The sequence below is a fragment of the Blastococcus deserti genome, assembly GCF_042682525.1.
GTDB classification, from domain to species: Bacteria; Actinomycetota; Actinomycetes; order Mycobacteriales; family Geodermatophilaceae; genus Blastococcus_B; species Blastococcus_B deserti.
Map to the genome: position 1 here is coordinate 235,862 of NZ_JBHUHP010000001.1, position 15,756 is coordinate 251,617.

Annotated in this window: 9 protein-coding genes; 6 read left to right on the forward strand and 3 right to left on the reverse strand. The window is 69.7% G+C overall.

Annotated features, from left to right (window positions below; translation table 11 throughout):
• Positions 1-319: 319 nt before the first annotated feature.
• Together rpoB and ACFSHS_RS01190 are read left to right on the forward strand one after the other, a co-directional pair.
• Complete coding sequence (gene rpoB, locus ACFSHS_RS01185; RefSeq protein WP_458199611.1) at positions 320-3,844, forward strand: DNA-directed RNA polymerase subunit beta; 3,525 nt, start codon at positions 320-322, stop codon at positions 3,842-3,844.
• Positions 3,845-3,939: 95 nt separating this feature from the next.
• Positions 3,940-7,845: a DNA-directed RNA polymerase subunit beta' gene (locus ACFSHS_RS01190; RefSeq protein ID WP_376870741.1), complete on the forward strand. Its 3,906-nt coding sequence runs from the start codon at positions 3,940-3,942 to the stop codon at positions 7,843-7,845.
• Positions 7,846-8,314: 469 nt separating this feature from the next.
• Here the strand turns inward: ACFSHS_RS01190 and ACFSHS_RS01195 are convergent, their stop codons facing one another.
• The 3 genes from ACFSHS_RS01195 to ACFSHS_RS01205 all read right to left on the reverse strand — a co-directional run bounded on the left by ACFSHS_RS01195 (position 8,315) and on the right by ACFSHS_RS01205 (position 10,714).
• Complete coding sequence (locus tag ACFSHS_RS01195; RefSeq protein WP_376870743.1) at positions 8,315-9,355, reverse strand: LLM class F420-dependent oxidoreductase; 1,041 nt, start codon at positions 9,353-9,355, stop codon at positions 8,315-8,317.
• A 35-nt stretch (positions 9,356-9,390) separates the two neighbouring features.
• Entirely contained in the window at positions 9,391-9,606 is a 216-nt protein-coding gene (locus tag ACFSHS_RS01200) for a hypothetical protein (RefSeq protein ID WP_376870745.1), read from the reverse strand.
• A 151-nt stretch (positions 9,607-9,757) separates the two neighbouring features.
• The gene (locus ACFSHS_RS01205) at positions 9,758-10,714 is read right to left on the reverse strand and encodes a chymotrypsin family serine protease (RefSeq protein WP_376870747.1); all 957 of its coding nucleotides are present in this window, start codon (positions 10,712-10,714) and stop codon (positions 9,758-9,760) included.
• A 674-nt stretch (positions 10,715-11,388) separates the two neighbouring features.
• Here ACFSHS_RS01205 and rpsL point away from each other — a divergent pair.
• The 4 genes from rpsL to tuf all read left to right on the forward strand — a co-directional run bounded on the left by rpsL (position 11,389) and on the right by tuf (position 15,736).
• On the forward strand, positions 11,389-11,763 hold the full coding sequence (rpsL, locus tag ACFSHS_RS01210) for a 30S ribosomal protein S12 (RefSeq protein ID WP_347058017.1): 375 nt from the start codon (positions 11,389-11,391) through the stop codon (positions 11,761-11,763).
• Positions 11,763-12,233: a 30S ribosomal protein S7 gene (rpsG, locus tag ACFSHS_RS01215; protein WP_376870749.1), complete on the forward strand. Its 471-nt coding sequence runs from the start codon at positions 11,763-11,765 to the stop codon at positions 12,231-12,233. Before rpsL ends, rpsG begins: the two co-directional genes overlap by 1 nt.
• A 108-nt stretch (positions 12,234-12,341) precedes the next feature.
• Positions 12,342-14,438, forward strand: coding sequence for an elongation factor G (gene fusA / locus ACFSHS_RS01220; protein ID WP_376870752.1), 2,097 nt, complete (start codon positions 12,342-12,344; stop codon positions 14,436-14,438).
• A gap of 104 nt (positions 14,439-14,542) precedes the next feature.
• The gene (gene tuf, locus ACFSHS_RS01225; RefSeq protein ID WP_376870755.1) at positions 14,543-15,736 is read left to right on the forward strand and encodes an elongation factor Tu; all 1,194 of its coding nucleotides are present in this window, start codon (positions 14,543-14,545) and stop codon (positions 15,734-15,736) included.
• Positions 15,737-15,756: the final 20 nt, after the last annotated feature.

Here is a 15,756-nt window from a genome sequence, read left to right on the forward strand (position 1 = left end):
GCATCATGGTTGCGCACGCCCACTGCGGCCCCGCTCGACGGGACGCGGTCCCCGGGATGTGGCGCCGGTCGCACCGGCCCCCCGACGTGGACATCGCGCTCGAGCAGGGGTAGGGTCTCCTGTTGCGCTGCCCTCTGACTGCCTGCCCGCCGAGACGGGTCACCAGGGGTGCCCGGGAGCAGTCCCGAGCACCGGTCGACCCCTTCGTGCACGCCCCATCGGTCAGGTCCAGACGGACAGCCTCGCCATTACCGACGACGACCCAGGACGACCCCGCACTTACCGCCCGCACGTCGTGAGGTCCTTGGAAGGACGCATCTTGGCAGGCTCTCGCCCCACCAGCATCAACCCCAGCACCACTCCTGACAACGCCACAGTGTCCGGCACCACCCGCACCACCCCGCAGACGCCTCAGCCCGGCACCCGCACCGGCGAGGCCGACCAGCAGAAGATCCCCGGAGCCCCGCTCCGCGTCTCCTTCGCCAAGATCAACGAGCCGCTCGAGGTCCCGGATCTGCTGGCCCTGCAGACCGCGTCCTTCGACTGGCTGATCGGCAGCCCCGAGTGGCGGGCCACCCTGCCCCCCGAGGAGCAGGCCGACGCCGTCGGCGGTCTGGCCGAGATCCTCGAGGAGATCTCGCCGATCGAGGACTTCAGCGGCTCGATGTCGCTGTCCTTCTCCAACCCGCGCTTCGAGGACGTCAAGGCGTCCCTCGAGGAGTGCAAGGACAAGGACATGACCTACGCGGCGCCGCTGTTCGTCACCGCCGAGTTCATGAACAACACCACCGGCGAGATCAAGAGCCAGACGGTGTTCATGGGCGACTTCCCGATCATGACGAACAAGGGCACCTTCGTCATCAACGGGACCGAGCGCGTCGTCGTCTCCCAGCTGGTCCGCAGCCCGGGCGTCTACTTCGACAAGACCCTGGACAAGACGTCGGACAAGGACGTCTACAGCGCCAAGGTCATCCCCAGCCGCGGTGCGTGGCTGGAGTTCGACGTCGACAAGCGCGACACCGTCGGCGTCCGCATCGACCGCAAGCGCCGCCAGCCGGTCACCGTGCTGCTCAAGGCGCTCGGCTGGACCGAGGACCGCATCCGCGAGCACTTCCAGTGGTCGCCGACCGTGCTGGCCACCCTGGAGAAGGACCACATCGCCGGGCAGGACGAGGCGCTGCTGGACATCTACCGGAAGCTGCGCCCGGGCGAGCCGCCGACGCGTGAGTCGGCCCAGGCCCTGCTGGAGAACCTCTTCTTCAACCCGAAGCGCTACGACCTGGCGAAGGTCGGCCGCTACAAGGTGAACAAGAAGCTCGGCGTCACCGTGCCGCAGGGCACCAGCACGCTGACCGAGGACGACATCGTCGCCACCATCGAGTACGTCGTGCGCCTGCACGCCGGCGAGCCCGAGCACGGTGTCGACGACATCGACCACTTCGGCAACCGCCGCCTGCGCACCGTCGGCGAGCTGATCCAGAACCAGATCCGGGTCGGCCTGTCCCGCATGGAGCGCGTCGTCCGCGAGCGGATGACGACCCAGGACGTCGAGGCCATCACGCCGCAGACGCTGATCAACATCCGGCCGGTCGTCGCCTCCATCAAGGAGTTCTTCGGCACCAGCCAGCTGTCCCAGTTCATGGACCAGACCAACCCGCTCGCGGGCCTGACCCACAAGCGCCGCCTGTCGGCGCTGGGCCCGGGTGGTCTGTCCCGCGAGCGGGCCGGCATGGAGGTCCGCGACGTGCACCCGAGCCACTACGGCCGGATGTGCCCGATCGAGACGCCGGAAGGCCCGAACATCGGCCTGATCGGTTCGCTGTCGGCCTTCGGCCGGGTCAACGCCTTCGGCTTCATCGAGACCCCGTACCGACGGGTCCAGAACGGCGTCGTCACCGATCAGATCGACTACCTGACCGCCGACGAGGAGGACCGCTTCGTCGTCGCCCAGGCCAACTCGCCGCTGGACGCCCAGGGCCGCTTCGCCGAGGATCGCGTCCTGGTCCGCACCAAGGGTGGTGAGGTCGACTACCTCGCTCCCGAGAACGTGGACTACATGGACGTCTCGCCGCGGCAGATGACCTCGGTCGCGACGGCGATGATCCCGTTCCTCGAGCACGACGACGCCAACCGCGCGCTCATGGGCGCGAACATGCAGCGCCAGGCCGTGCCGCTGCTGCGCAGCGAGGCGCCGCTGGTCGGTACCGGCATGGAGCTGCGTGCAGCGGTCGACGCCGGCGACGTCGTCGTGGCCGAGAAGGCCGGTGTGGTCGAGGACTCCACCGCCGACTACATCACTGTGATGGCCGACGACGGCACCCGGCAGACCTACCGCCTGCTGAAGTTCCGCCGCTCGAACCAGGGCACCTCGATCAACCAGTCCCCGGTGGTCGAGGAGGGGCAGCGGGTCGAGGTCGGCCAGGTCATCGCCGACGGTCCGTGCACCGACCAGGGTGAGATGGCGCTGGGCAAGAACCTGCTCGTCGCCTTCATGCCGTGGGAGGGCCACAACTACGAGGACGCGATCATCCTGTCGCAGCGCCTCGTGCAGGACGACGTCCTGTCCTCGATCCACATCGAGGAGTTCGAGGTCGACGCCCGCGACACCAAGCTCGGTGCCGAGGAGATCACCCGGGACATCCCGAACGTCTCCGAGGAGGTCCTGGCCGACCTCGACGAGCGCGGCATCATCCGCATCGGTGCCGAGGTCGTCCCCGGCGACATCCTCGTCGGCAAGGTCACCCCCAAGGGCGAGACCGAGCTGACCCCGGAGGAGCGGCTGCTCCGCGCGATCTTCGGTGAGAAGGCGCGCGAGGTCCGCGACACGTCGCTGAAGGTCAAGCACGGCGAGTCCGGCAAGGTCATCGGCGTCCGCGTGTTCTCCCGCGAGGACGGCGACGAGCTGCCCGCCGGCGTCAACGAGCTGATCCGGGTCTACGTCGCCCAGATGCGCAAGATCTCCGACGGCGACAAGCTCGCCGGGCGCCACGGCAACAAGGGCGTCATCTCGAAGATCCTGCCGCAGGAGGACATGCCGTTCCTCGAGGACGGCACCCCGGTCGACATCGTGCTCAACCCGCTCGGTGTGCCCGGCCGCATGAACGTCGGCCAGGTGCTCGAGACCCACCTCGGGTGGGTCGCCAAGCAGGGCTGGCAGGTCGAGGGCGACCCGGAGTGGGCGGCCAGGCTGCCCGAGGCGGCGCGGTCGGCGGCGCCGGGCACCCGCACGGCGACCCCGGTGTTCGACGGCGCCAAGGAGGACGAGATCGTCGGTCTCCTCGGCTCGACGATCCCCAACCGCGACGGCGACCGGATGGTCAAGGAGACCGGCAAGGCGCGGCTGTTCGACGGCCGGTCCGGGGAGCCCTTCCCCGAGCCGATCTCCGTGGGCTACGTCTACATCCTGAAGCTCCTGCACCTGGTCGACGACAAGATCCACGCCCGGTCGACCGGCCCCTACTCGATGATCACGCAGCAGCCGCTGGGTGGTAAGGCGCAGTTCGGTGGGCAGCGCTTCGGTGAGATGGAGTGCTGGGCGATGCAGGCCTACGGCGCGGCCTACGCGCTGCAGGAGCTGCTCACCATCAAGTCCGACGACATCCTGGGCCGCGTCAAGGTCTACGAGGCGATCGTCAAGGGCGAGAACATCCCCGAGCCGGGCATCCCGGAGTCGTTCAAGGTGTTGCTCAAGGAGCTCCAGTCGCTCTGCCTGAACGTCGAGGTGCTGTCCGGCGACGGCCAGGCGATCGAGCTGCGCGACACCGACGACGAGGTCTTCCGGGCCGCGGAGGAGTTGGGCATCGACCTCAGCCGCCGGGAGCCCTCCAGCGTCGAGGACGTCTGATCGGTGACCGGCCGGCCCCGAGCACCGGGGCCGGCCGGCACCTCCTCACTTAGACACAGAAGTTCCGTAACGAGCCCCGGAAAGGGGTCATTCACTTGCTGGACGTCAACTTCTTCGACGAGTTGCGCATCGGCCTGGCCACCGGCGACGACATCCGCCAGTGGTCGCACGGTGAGGTGAAGAAGCCCGAGACCATCAACTACCGGACTCTCCGTCCGGAGAAGGACGGTCTCTTCTGCGAGAAGATCTTCGGTCCCACTCGGGACTGGGAGTGCTACTGCGGCAAGTACAAGCGGGTCCGGTTCAAGGGCATCATCTGCGAGCGCTGCGGCGTCGAGGTGACCCGGGCCAAGGTTCGTCGTGAGCGGATGGGGCACATCGAGCTGGCCGCGCCGGTCACCCACATCTGGTTCTTCAAGGGCGTCCCCTCGCGCCTGGGCTACCTGCTCGACCTGGCGCCCAAGGACCTCGAGAAGATCATCTACTTCGCGGCCTACCTGATCACCTCGGTCGACGACGAGGCGCGCCACCGCGACCTCCCGACCATCGAGGCCGAGATCAGCGCCGAGAAGCACAACCTCGAGACGCGTCGCGACGCCGACGTGGAGGCCCGGCAGCAGAAGCTGGAGGCCGACCTCGCCGAGCTGGAGGCCGAGGGCGCCAAGTCCGACGTGCGCCGCAAGGTGCGCGAGGGCGGGGAGCGCGAGATGCGCCAGCTGCGCGACCGCGCGCAGCGGGAGATCGACCGCCTCGAGGAGGTGCTCGACACCTTCCGCAAGCTGGAGGTCAAGCAGCTCATCGCCGACGAGGGCCTCTACCGCGAGCTGCGCGATCGCTTCGGTGAGTACTTCGAGGGTGGCATGGGCGCCGCGGCGCTGCAGAAGCTGCTTGCCGACTTCGACCTCGACGCCGAGGCCGCCTCGCTGCGCGAGACCATCCGCAGCGGCAAGGGCCAGCGCAAGCTGCGGGCCCTCAAGCGGCTGAAGGTCGTCGCGGCGTTCCAGCAGACCCGCAACTCGCCCATGGGCATGGTGCTGGACTGCGTTCCGGTCATCCCGCCGGACCTGCGCCCGATGGTGCAGCTCGACGGTGGCCGCTTCGCCACCAGCGACATGAACGACCTGTACCGCCGCGTGATCAACCGGAACAACCGGCTCAAGCGGCTGCTCGACCTCGGCGCGCCCGAGATCATCGTGAACAACGAGAAGCGGATGCTCCAGGAGTCCGTGGACGCGCTGTTCGACAACGGCCGCCGCGGCCGGCCGGTCACCGGCCCGGGCAACCGTCCCCTGAAGTCCCTGAGCGACCTGCTCAAGGGCAAGCAGGGCCGGTTCCGCCAGAACCTGCTGGGCAAGCGCGTCGACTACTCGGGCCGTTCGGTCATCGTCGTCGGCCCCCAGCTGAAGCTGCACCAGTGCGGCCTGCCCAAGCAGATGGCGCTGGAGCTGTTCAAGCCCTTCGTCATGAAGCGGCTGGTCGACCTCAACCACGCGCAGAACATCAAGTCCGCCAAGCGGATGGTGGAGCGCGCGCGGCCGGTCGTGTGGGACGTGCTCGAGGAGGTCATCACCGAGCACCCGGTGCTGCTGAACCGGGCGCCGACGCTCCACCGCCTGGGCATCCAGGCCTTCGAGCCGCAGCTGGTCGAGGGCAAGGCCATCCAGATCCACCCGCTGGTCTGCACCGCGTTCAACGCGGACTTCGACGGTGACCAGATGGCGGTGCACCTGCCGCTGTCGGCCGAGGCGCAGGCCGAGGCGCGGATCCTGATGCTTTCGTCGAACAACATCCTGTCGCCGGCCGACGGTCGCCCGATCACCGCGCCGACCCAGGACATGGTGCTGGGTCTGTACCACCTGACGACCCTGGTCGCCTCGCCGGCCGAGGCCGACGGTGGCCAGCCGCGCTCGTTCTCGTCGACCGCCGAGGCGATCATGGCGTACGACAAGGGCACGCTGGGTCTGCAGGAGCGGGCGCTCATCCGTCTCGACGAGGTCTTCGGCGTCGACAACGGCTCGATGAACCCGCCGTGGGAGCAGCCGGAGGACTGGGCGCCGGGCGCGCCCGCGACCGTGCTCACCAGCCTGGGCCGGGTGCTCTTCAACGAGGCCCTGCCGGAGGACTACCGCTTCGTCAACTACCAGGTGCCGAAGAAGGAACTCGGGGCGATCGTCAACGACCTCGCCGAGCGCTACCCCAAGGTGCAGGTCGCGGCGACGCTGGACGCCCTCAAGTCGGCGGGCTTCCACTGGGCCACCCGCGCGGGCATCACGATCGCCATCGACGACGTCGTCACCCCGCCGGCGAAGCAGGCGATCCTGGACCGGCACGAGGACGAGGCCGCCAAGATCGAGCGCCAGTACGAGCGCGGTGTCATCACGGACGCCGAGCGTCGTGGCGAGCTCATCGAGATCTGGACCCGCGCGCGGGCCGAGGTCAGCCAGGCGATGGTGGACAACTTCCCGACCACCAACCCGGTCTGGGTCATGGTCAACTCGGGCGCCCGAGGCAACATGATGCAGATCAGCCAGATCGCCGGTATGCGTGGTCTGGTCGCCAACCCGAAGGGCGAGATCATCCCGCGGCCGATCAAGGCCAACTTCCGGGAGGGTCTGTCCGTGCTGGAGTACTTCATCTCCACGCACGGTGCCCGCAAGGGTCTGGCCGACACGGCGCTCCGCACCGCCGACTCCGGCTACCTCACCCGCCGGCTGGTCGACGTCTCCCAGGACGTCATCATCCGCGAGGAGGACTGCGGCACCGAGCGTGGCGTCGTCATGCCGATCGGCACGGTCCTCGACGGTCGGGTCACCCGTGACCCGCACGTGGAGACCAGCGTCTACGCCCGCGCCCTGGCCACCGACGTGGTGGCCGAGGACGGGACGGTCATCGCGCAGGCCAACTCCGACCTGGGGGACGTGCTCATCCAGACGCTGATCGACGCCGGTGTCTCGGAGGTCAAGGTCCGCTGTGTCCTGACTTGCGAGTCGCTGCTGGGCACCTGCGCCACCTGCTACGGCCGCTCCCTGGCGACCGGCAAGCTGGTGGACGTCGGCGAGGCGGTCGGCATCATCGCCGCCCAGTCGATCGGTGAGCCCGGCACCCAGCTGACGATGCGCACCTTCCACACCGGTGGTGTCGCGGGTGAGGACATCACCCACGGCCTCCCGCGCGTGGTGGAGCTCTTCGAGGCCCGCGTCCCCAAGGGCAAGGCCCCGATCGCCGAGCTGGCCGGCACCGTCCGGATCGAGGACGGCGAGCAGTTCCGGAAGCTGACCATCACCCCGGACGACGGCTCCGACGAGGTCGTCTACGACAAGCTGTCGCGTCGCTCGCGGCTGCGGGTCGAGGACGGCGCCCACGTCGAGGTCGGCGAGCAGCTCACCGAGGGTGCGGTGGACCCGCACGAGGTGCTGCGGATCATGGGCCCGCGCGAGGTGCAGCTGCACCTGGTCCGCGAGGTCCAGGAGGTCTACCGCAGCCAGGGCGTGTCGATCCACGACAAGCACATCGAGGTGATCATCCGCCAGATGCTCAAGCGGGTGACCATCATCGACTCGGGGGCCACGGAGTTCCTGCCGGGTGCGCTGGTCGAGCGGACGCTGTTCGAGACCGAGAACCGCCGCGTCGTCGCCGAGGGCGGCGAGCCGGCCTCGGCCCGTCCGGTGCTCATGGGCATCACCAAGGCCTCGCTCGCGACCGAGTCGTGGCTGTCGGCGGCCTCCTTCCAGGAGACGACGAAGGTGCTCACCGACGCCGCGATCCAGGGCAAGAGCGACAGCTTGCTCGGGCTCAAGGAGAACGTGATCATCGGAAAGCTGATCCCGGCGGGTACGGGTATCAGCCGCTACCGGAACATCACGGTCGAGCCCACCGAGGAGGCCCGCGCGGCCGTCTACACGATGGCCGGCTACGACGACGGGCAGTACTACAGCTCGGACGTCTTCGGTCAGGGCTCCGGCGAGGCCGTGCGCCTCGAGGAGTACGACTGGCGCGGCTGATCCCCGCTCAGTGACCAAAGGGCCCCCAGGTCTTCGGACCTGGGGGCCCTTTGGTGTCCCGCGCCCCGACGCCCTACGGTACGAGAGCCGCCGTGCAACCGCGAGAGCCGCGGTGCGGGGCGGCGCCCGCGGCTGTGCAGCGGCTTCAGGGCTGTCGCTCGCCCCGTGGGTCCTGCTCGATCTTCTGCTGGAGGGGCGCGCACGGCGGCGGAGTCAGCACGTGCGCCGTCGGGCGTGAGCGAGAGCCGCACGCGGCTGCGGGAGTCCGGATGGCGGGCTCCGGCGGGCGGGGCCGGCCTCGGCGGGGTTCGCCGCCTCGGCAAGGTGCGCCGCCGCCGCGAGGTGCGTCAGGTGCCCGCTGCCCGGAGCACGTGGAGTGCCGCGAACAGGCCTGCCCAGGACGGCGCCGTGTAGCCCCGGTTGCGCGCTCCCAGGGCTGCGCGCACCGCCGGAGTCCCCGCTCGGGAGCTCAGCCCGCCAGCCGCTTCATGGTCTCGACGGTGCGCAGGCGGGCCTCGCGGCTCCCGTCCAGCGGCTGCAGCATCAGCGTCGTCACGCCGGCCTCGGCGAACGCGGCGATCCGCTCGGCGACGTAGGACTCGGGGCCGATCAGCGAGGCGGCGCGCACCAGGTCGGCGGGCACCGCCGCGGCGGCCTCGTCCTTGCGCCCGTCCAGGTAGAGGTCCTGGATGGTCTTCGCCTCGTCGGCGTAGCCGTACCGGACGGCGAGGTCGTTGTAGAAGTTCTTGCCGCGGGCGCCCATGCCACCGATGTAGAGCGCGAACGACGGGCGGACCAGGTCCAGCAGCGGCTCGACGTCCTCGCCGATCGCGACGGGGACGCCGGTGATGATCTGCAGCGGACCCAGCTCCGGGTCGCGCTGGGCCCGCCCTGCTGCCAGCGAGTCGCCCCACACCGACGCCGCCTTCTCCGGGACGAAGAAGATCGGCTCCCAGGCCTCGGCGATCTCGGCGGCCAGTTCCACGTTCTTCGGGCCCAGCGCGGCGAGCATGACCGGGATCCGCTCCCGGACAGGGGTGTTGATCAGCTTGAGCGGCTTGCCCAGCCCGGTGCCCTGATCGGCCGGCAGCGGCACCGTGTACTTCTTGCCCTGGTGGTCGAGCCGCTCCCGGCGCCACACCCGGCGGCAGATCTCCACGACCTCGCGCGTGCGCTGCAGTGGAGCGTCGTAGGGGAGACCGTGCCAACCCTCGATGACCTGGGGACCCGAGGCGCCGAGACCGAGGGTGAACCGGCCGCCGGAGACGAAGTCGAGGCCGGCCGCCGTCATCGCGGTGAGGGCCGGCGTACGGCTGTAGATCGGGAGGATGGCGCTCAGCAGCTCCACCCGCTCGGTCACCGCCGCCAGGTAGCCGAGCTGGCTTACCGCGTCGAACGTGTACACCTCGGCGACCGCCGCGATGTCGAGACCCGCGGACTCGAGATCGCGGATCTCGGCTGCCGTCTCCTGGAACCCACCGCTGTAACTGGCCTGGATGCCGATACGCATTCGCGCAGGCTACCGACCAGGCTCACCGTCCCTGCTCAGAGCGGGCGGACGACCCCGATCACCTCGGTCACCACGGGGACGCCGTCGACGTCCCCGGGCACGCGCGGCGCCGCCGACGCGTCGGTGAGGTCGACCTTCACCACGTAGTCGCTCTTGCGCCGGGCCAGGCCGATCCCCACCACCCCGGGGTCGCCCGACAGCCGCTGGGCCAGCCTGCTCTTGGCGGCCCTCGCCGCCGCCCGGTCGGTCATGTGCCCATGGTGCCTCGCCGCGAGGCGAGGGGACAGGCGCCCGGTCCCCGTTCACCCCGGAGACCCCCTCCGCAGGTGCCCTCTCATGGTCTGCCTGACGCCCCGCGGTGCTCGTGGGCAGGGCTTCCCACCGGGCAGGGCGAGCTCTCCGTCAGCGGGCGACCCACTCCACGCCGAGGACCCTCAGCACCGTGGCCAGCGGGTTGGCGAACGTGACCCCCGTACCGGCTGCTCCGCCGGTCTCGCTGCCGGCGAACAGCAGCGCGATCGGCGCCCGGTCGCGGCTGCGCCAGATCACCGAGCCGCTGTCACCTCCGGCGCTGAAGGCACCGGTCCGGCCGCCGATCTCGATCTGGTCGTCGAAGCGGTACAGGGCGTCGTCGTACTGGACGGCGACCCCGTCCACCTCGACGGCGCTGATCCGGCCCACCGTGTGCCCCGTGGTGCGACCGATCTTCTCCACCGCCTCCTCCGCATCGATGTCGAGGCTCTCGGGCACCGAGCTCAGCAGGGGGCCGCCGGGCAGGTTCCCCGGATCGGCCGCCACCCCCGCGTCGAGCGGGGCGACCGCGGCGTCGACGAGGTTCGGCCTGCCGGGCTCCAGGCGGTCGAACGCGGCGAGCGTGGCCACGCGGTCGCCGGGGCCCCCGCCGTCCGCCGGGCCCGGCTGCAGGACCGCATCGCCCACGGCAGCCGCGTTGCTGGCGGCGAGGACGTGGTTGTTGGACAGGACCGCCAACCCGGTGCCGCCGCGCACGAAGCCGCCGAGGGTGCCGGCGCTGACGGTCGGGTGGGCCATCGAGAGCCCGGGGCGCAGGGGGCGCACGCGCCGCTGCAGCTCGTCGGGGGAGGTGAGGGACCGCACGGGACCGATCACGCGCACGTCCACCTCCTCCTCGGCCGCCCGGCCGAGGTCCGGGAGCAGGGCCCGGTCGGCGTCCCGCTGCAGGCGCACGGCCACGCGGGCGCCGTACTCGGTCGGGCTCAGGCCGACGGCGATCCACGGGAACGGTGCGTCGTACGCCTGAGGAGCGCGGTCGGCCTCGGCCGCGGACGGGAGGCGTTCGAGGATGCGGGCCTTGAGCTCGCGGGCGGCGTCGGGATCCACGGGTCCTCCGGGGGCAGGGAGAGGGGGCATGGCGGACGCTAGGGCGCGGGTACGACGTTCCCGTTCGCCGCGCGGCATACTCCCCGTCGACCGCCGCGCCGGGTACCGTGACGTCGCCGCCGGTGATCCCCGGGGGCGCCTCGGGCGGCCGGGAAGGACGACGGCCGCGGTGACGTCGGTCCCGGTGTCGTCCGCCCCGGCAGTCGACGGCTGGGCGTCGGCCGCCGTGTGTGAGGGACCCGGCTTTGACCGGCCTCCGGAGCGCGGGTATCGTGGTCAGCTGTGCCCAGGATGCCCTGGGCCTGCTCCCGTTCGCGGTGCGCCTGGGTGACCAGAGGTTGATGCCTCCCGGCCACCGGGGTCCGCCTCCTGGCCGTGTGATCGACATGCGAGTGATCGACATGGTGGCCGGAAGGTGGCGGCGCCGAGTCGCGAGGGGCGACCGAGTCCGGCTCGCTTCCATCGGCCGGTCCAGGGGAGGGCGACACGCCCGACCGCGTGGACCGGACGGTGCCTGGCGGGCAGGATCGGGGAGCCCGGCAGGACCGGCACCCCGCACCACCGCACGCAGCACGGCCCGCAGAGCACCACGGCAGAGCACCACGGCAGAGCACGACGCAGTCCGCAAGGAACCGAGAGCACCACCCAGCGCAGGTAGGAGATCCAGGCCACCCATGCCCACGATCAACCAGCTGGTCCGCAAGGGCCGCGAGGACAAGGTCGAGAAGACCAATACTCCGGCGCTGAAGGGTTCGCCCCAGCGCCGCGGAGTCTGCACGCGCGTGTACACGACCACGCCGAAGAAGCCGAACTCGGCGCTGCGGAAGGTCGCGCGCGTCCGCCTCACCAGTGGCATCGAGGTGACCGCATACATCCCGGGCGTCGGCCACAACCTGCAGGAGCACTCGATGGTGCTCGTGCGCGGCGGCCGTGTGAAGGACCTGCCGGGCGTGCGCTACAAGATCATCCGCGGCTCGCTGGACACCCAGGGTGTCCGCAACCGCAAGCAGGCCCGCAGCCGTTACGGCGCGAAGAAGGAGAAGAGCTGATGCCGCGCAAGGGCCCCGCGCCGCGCCGACCGCTGGTCGCCGACCCGGTCTACCAGTCGCCCCTGGTCACCCAGCTGGTGAACAAGGTGCTCGTCGACGGCAAGCGCTCGGTCGCCGAGGCGATCGTCTACGGCGCTCTCGAGGGCTGCCGCGCCAAGAGCGACACCGACCCGGTCGTCACGCTCAAGCGCGCCCTGGACAACGTCAAGCCGGCCCTCGAGGTCCGCAGCCGCCGTGTCGGTGGCGCGACCTACCAGGTCCCGGTCGAGGTCCGTCCCTCGCGGAGCACCACGCTCGGTCTGCGCTGGCTCATCCAGTACAGCCGCGCGCGCCGCGAGAAGACGATGACCGAGCGCCTGATGAACGAGCTGCTCGACGCGAGCAACGGCCTCGGTGCCGCCGTGAAGCGGCGCGAGGACACCCACAAGATGGCCGAGTCGAACAAGGCCTTCGCGCACTACCGCTGGTAAGTCGCCAGCGCCCGCCGTCGGCGGGACCCCGGGGCGCTTCCAGATGTCCTTCTGGAAGGCATAGGCCCCGGCACCCGCACACGGACCCGTAACGAAGAGGAGTAGGAGATGGCCGCCAAGGCCCAGCTCGCCAAGACCCGCAACATCGGGATCATGGCGCACATCGACGCCGGCAAGACCACGACGACGGAGCGCATCCTCTTCTACACCGGCATCACGTACAAGATCGGTGAGGTCCACGACGGCGCGGCCACGATGGACTGGATGGAGCAGGAGCAGGAGCGCGGCATCACCATCACGTCGGCCGCGACGAAGTGCACCTGGAACGGCTACGACATCAACATCATCGACACCCCCGGGCACGTCGACTTCACCGTCGAGGTGGAGCGGTCCCTGCGGGTGCTCGACGGTGCGGTCGCGGTCTACGACGGTGTCGCCGGCGTCGAGCCGCAGACCGAGCAGGTCTGGCGGCAGGCCGAGAAGTACGGCGTCCCGCGCATGTGCTTCGTGAACAAGCTCGACCGCACGGGTGCCGACTTCTTCCGCTGCGTCGACATGATGGTCGAGCGCCTGGGCGCCAACCCGCTCGTGCTGCAGCTGCCGATCGGTGCCGAGGCCGACTTCGTCGGTGTCGTCGACCTGGTCCAGATGCGCGCGCTCACCTGGCGCGGCGAGACCAAGATGGGCGAGGACTACACCATCGAGGAGATCCCGGCCGAGCTCGCCGACCAGGCGGCCGAGTACCGGGAGAAGCTGCTCGAGGGCATCGCCGACTTCGACGACGAGCTCATGGAGGCCTACCTCGGCGGCGAGGAGATCTCCGTCGAGCGGCTGAAGGCGGCCATCCGCAAGGCGACCATCGCCGCGCAGGTCAACCCGGTGCTCACCGGGACGGCGTTCAAGAACAAGGGCATCCAGCCCCTGCTCGACGCGGTCACCGACTACCTCCCCAGCCCGCTGGACGTCGAGGCCATCGTCGGCACCGCGCTCGACGGCGAGACCGAGGTCCTGCGGCACGCCGACGAGGACGAGCCGTTCTCCGCGCTGGCGTTCAAGATCCAGACCGACCAGCACCTGGGCAAGCTGACCTACGTCCGCGTGTACTCCGGCAAGCTCGACGCCGGGTCCCCGGTGCTGAACAGCACCAAGGACCGCAAGGAGCGGGTCGGCAAGATCTACCAGATGCACGCCAACAAGCGCGAGGAGCGCCAGGGCGTGGGCGCCGGCGAGATCGTGGCCGTCAACGGCCTCAAGCAGACGACGACGGGTGACACCCTCTGCGACCCGCAGAAGCCGGTGATCTTGGAGTCGATGACCTTCCCCGCGCCGGTCATCTCGGTGGCCATCGAGCCCAAGACCAAGGGCGACCAGGAGAAGCTCGGCACGGCGATCCAGAAGCTGGCCGAGGAGGACCCGACCTTCCAGGTCAAGCTCGACGAGGAGACCGGCCAGACGGTCATCTCCGGCATGGGCGAGCTGCACCTGGAGATCCTCGTCGACCGCATGCGGCGCGAGTTCAAGGTCGAGGCCAACGTCGGCAAGCCGCAGGTGGCCTACCGCGAGACCATCCGCAAGGCGGCGGAGAAGGTCGACTACACCCACAAGAAGCAGACGGGTGGGTCCGGCCAGTTCGCCAAGGTCCAGGTCACCATCGAGCCCCTCGAGGTCACGGCCGACGGACCGACCTACGAGTTCGAGAACGCCGTCACCGGTGGCCGCATCCCGAGGGAGTACATCCCGTCGGTCGACCAGGGCATCCAGGACGCCATGCAGTACGGGATCCTGGCCGGCTACCCGATGGTCGGTGTCAAGGCCACCCTGATCGACGGCCAGTACCACGAGGTCGACTCCTCGGAGATGGCGTTCAAGATCGCCGGCTCGATGGTCTTCAAGGAGGCCGCACGCAAGGCCAGCCCGGCCCTGCTCGAGCCGATGATGGCCGTCGAGGTCGTCACCCCCGAGGACTACATGGGTGACGTGATCGGCGACCTGAACTCCCGGCGCGGAACCATCCAGGCGATGGAGGAGCGCTCCGGCGCCCGCGTCGTCCGGGCTCTGGTCCCGCTCTCGGAGATGTTCGGCTACGTGGGCGACCTGCGCAGCCGCACCCAGGGACGGGCGAGCTACACCATGGTGTTCGACTCGTACGCCGAGGTCCCGGCCAACGTCGCCAAGGAGATCATCGCCAAGGCGACCGGCGAGTAAGCCGGACGGCGGGCCGAGTCCTTCCGACGAGGCCCGTCCGTCCACCGAGCACTGCCCACCCCGAGCACGCGCACGACCGCGAAAGACACGGAGAGAGGAACCCAGTGGCCAAGGCCAAGTTCGAGCGGACCAAGCCGCACGTCAACATCGGCACCATCGGGCACATCGACCACGGGAAGACGACGCTGACCGCGGCGATCACCAAGGTCCTGCACGACAAGTACCCGGACCTCAACGAGGCGTCCGCCTTCGACCAGATCGACAAGGCGCCCGAGGAGAAGGCCCGCGGCATCACGATCTCGATCGCGCACGTCGAGTACCAGACCGAGGCGCGTCACTACGCGCACGTCGACTGCCCCGGTCACGCCGACTACATCAAGAACATGATCACCGGTGCGGCGCAGATGGACGGCGCCATCCTGGTGGTCGCGGCGACCGACGGCCCCATGCCGCAGACCAAGGAGCACGTCCTCCTGGCCCGCCAGGTCGGCGTTCCCTACATCGTGGTGGCCCTCAACAAGGCCGACATGGTGGACGACGAGGAGATCCTCGAGCTCGTCGAGCTGGAGGTCCGCGAGCTGCTGTCCGAGTACGAGTTCCCGGGCGACGACGTCCCCGTGGTCCGCGTCTCGGCGCTCAAGGCCCTCGAGGGCGACGCCGAGTGGGGCGACAAGCTCATGGAGCTGATGAACGCCGTCGACACCGCGATCCCGGAGCCGGAGCGCGACATCGACAAGCCGTTCCTCATGCCCGTCGAGGACGTCTTCACCATCACCGGTCGTGGCACCGTCGTCACCGGTCGCGTCGAGCGCGGCATCGTCAAGGTGAACGAAGAGGTCGAGATCGTCGGTATCCGCGAGGGTTCGACGAAGACCACCGTCACCGGCGTGGAGATGTTCCGCAAGCTGCTCGACCAGGGCCAGGCCGGTGACAACGTCGGTCTGCTCCTCCGCGGCATCAAGCGCGAGGACGTGGAGCGCGGCCAGGTCGTCGTGAAGCCCGGCTCGATCACCCCGCACACCAACTTCGAGGGTTCGGTCTACATCCTCTCGAAGGACGAGGGTGGCCGTCACACGCCGTTCTTCAACAACTACCGTCCCCAGTTCTACTTCCGGACGACGGACGTGACCGGCGTGGTGACCCTGCCCGCCGGCACCGAGATGGTCATGCCCGGCGACAACACCGAGATGACGGTGGAGCTCATCCAGCCCATCGCCATGGAGGAGGGCCTCCGGTTCGCCATCCGTGAGGGTGGCCGCACCGTCGGCGCCGGCCGCGTCACCAAGATCCTCAAGTAAGTCCCCACGGGCAGGCGGCG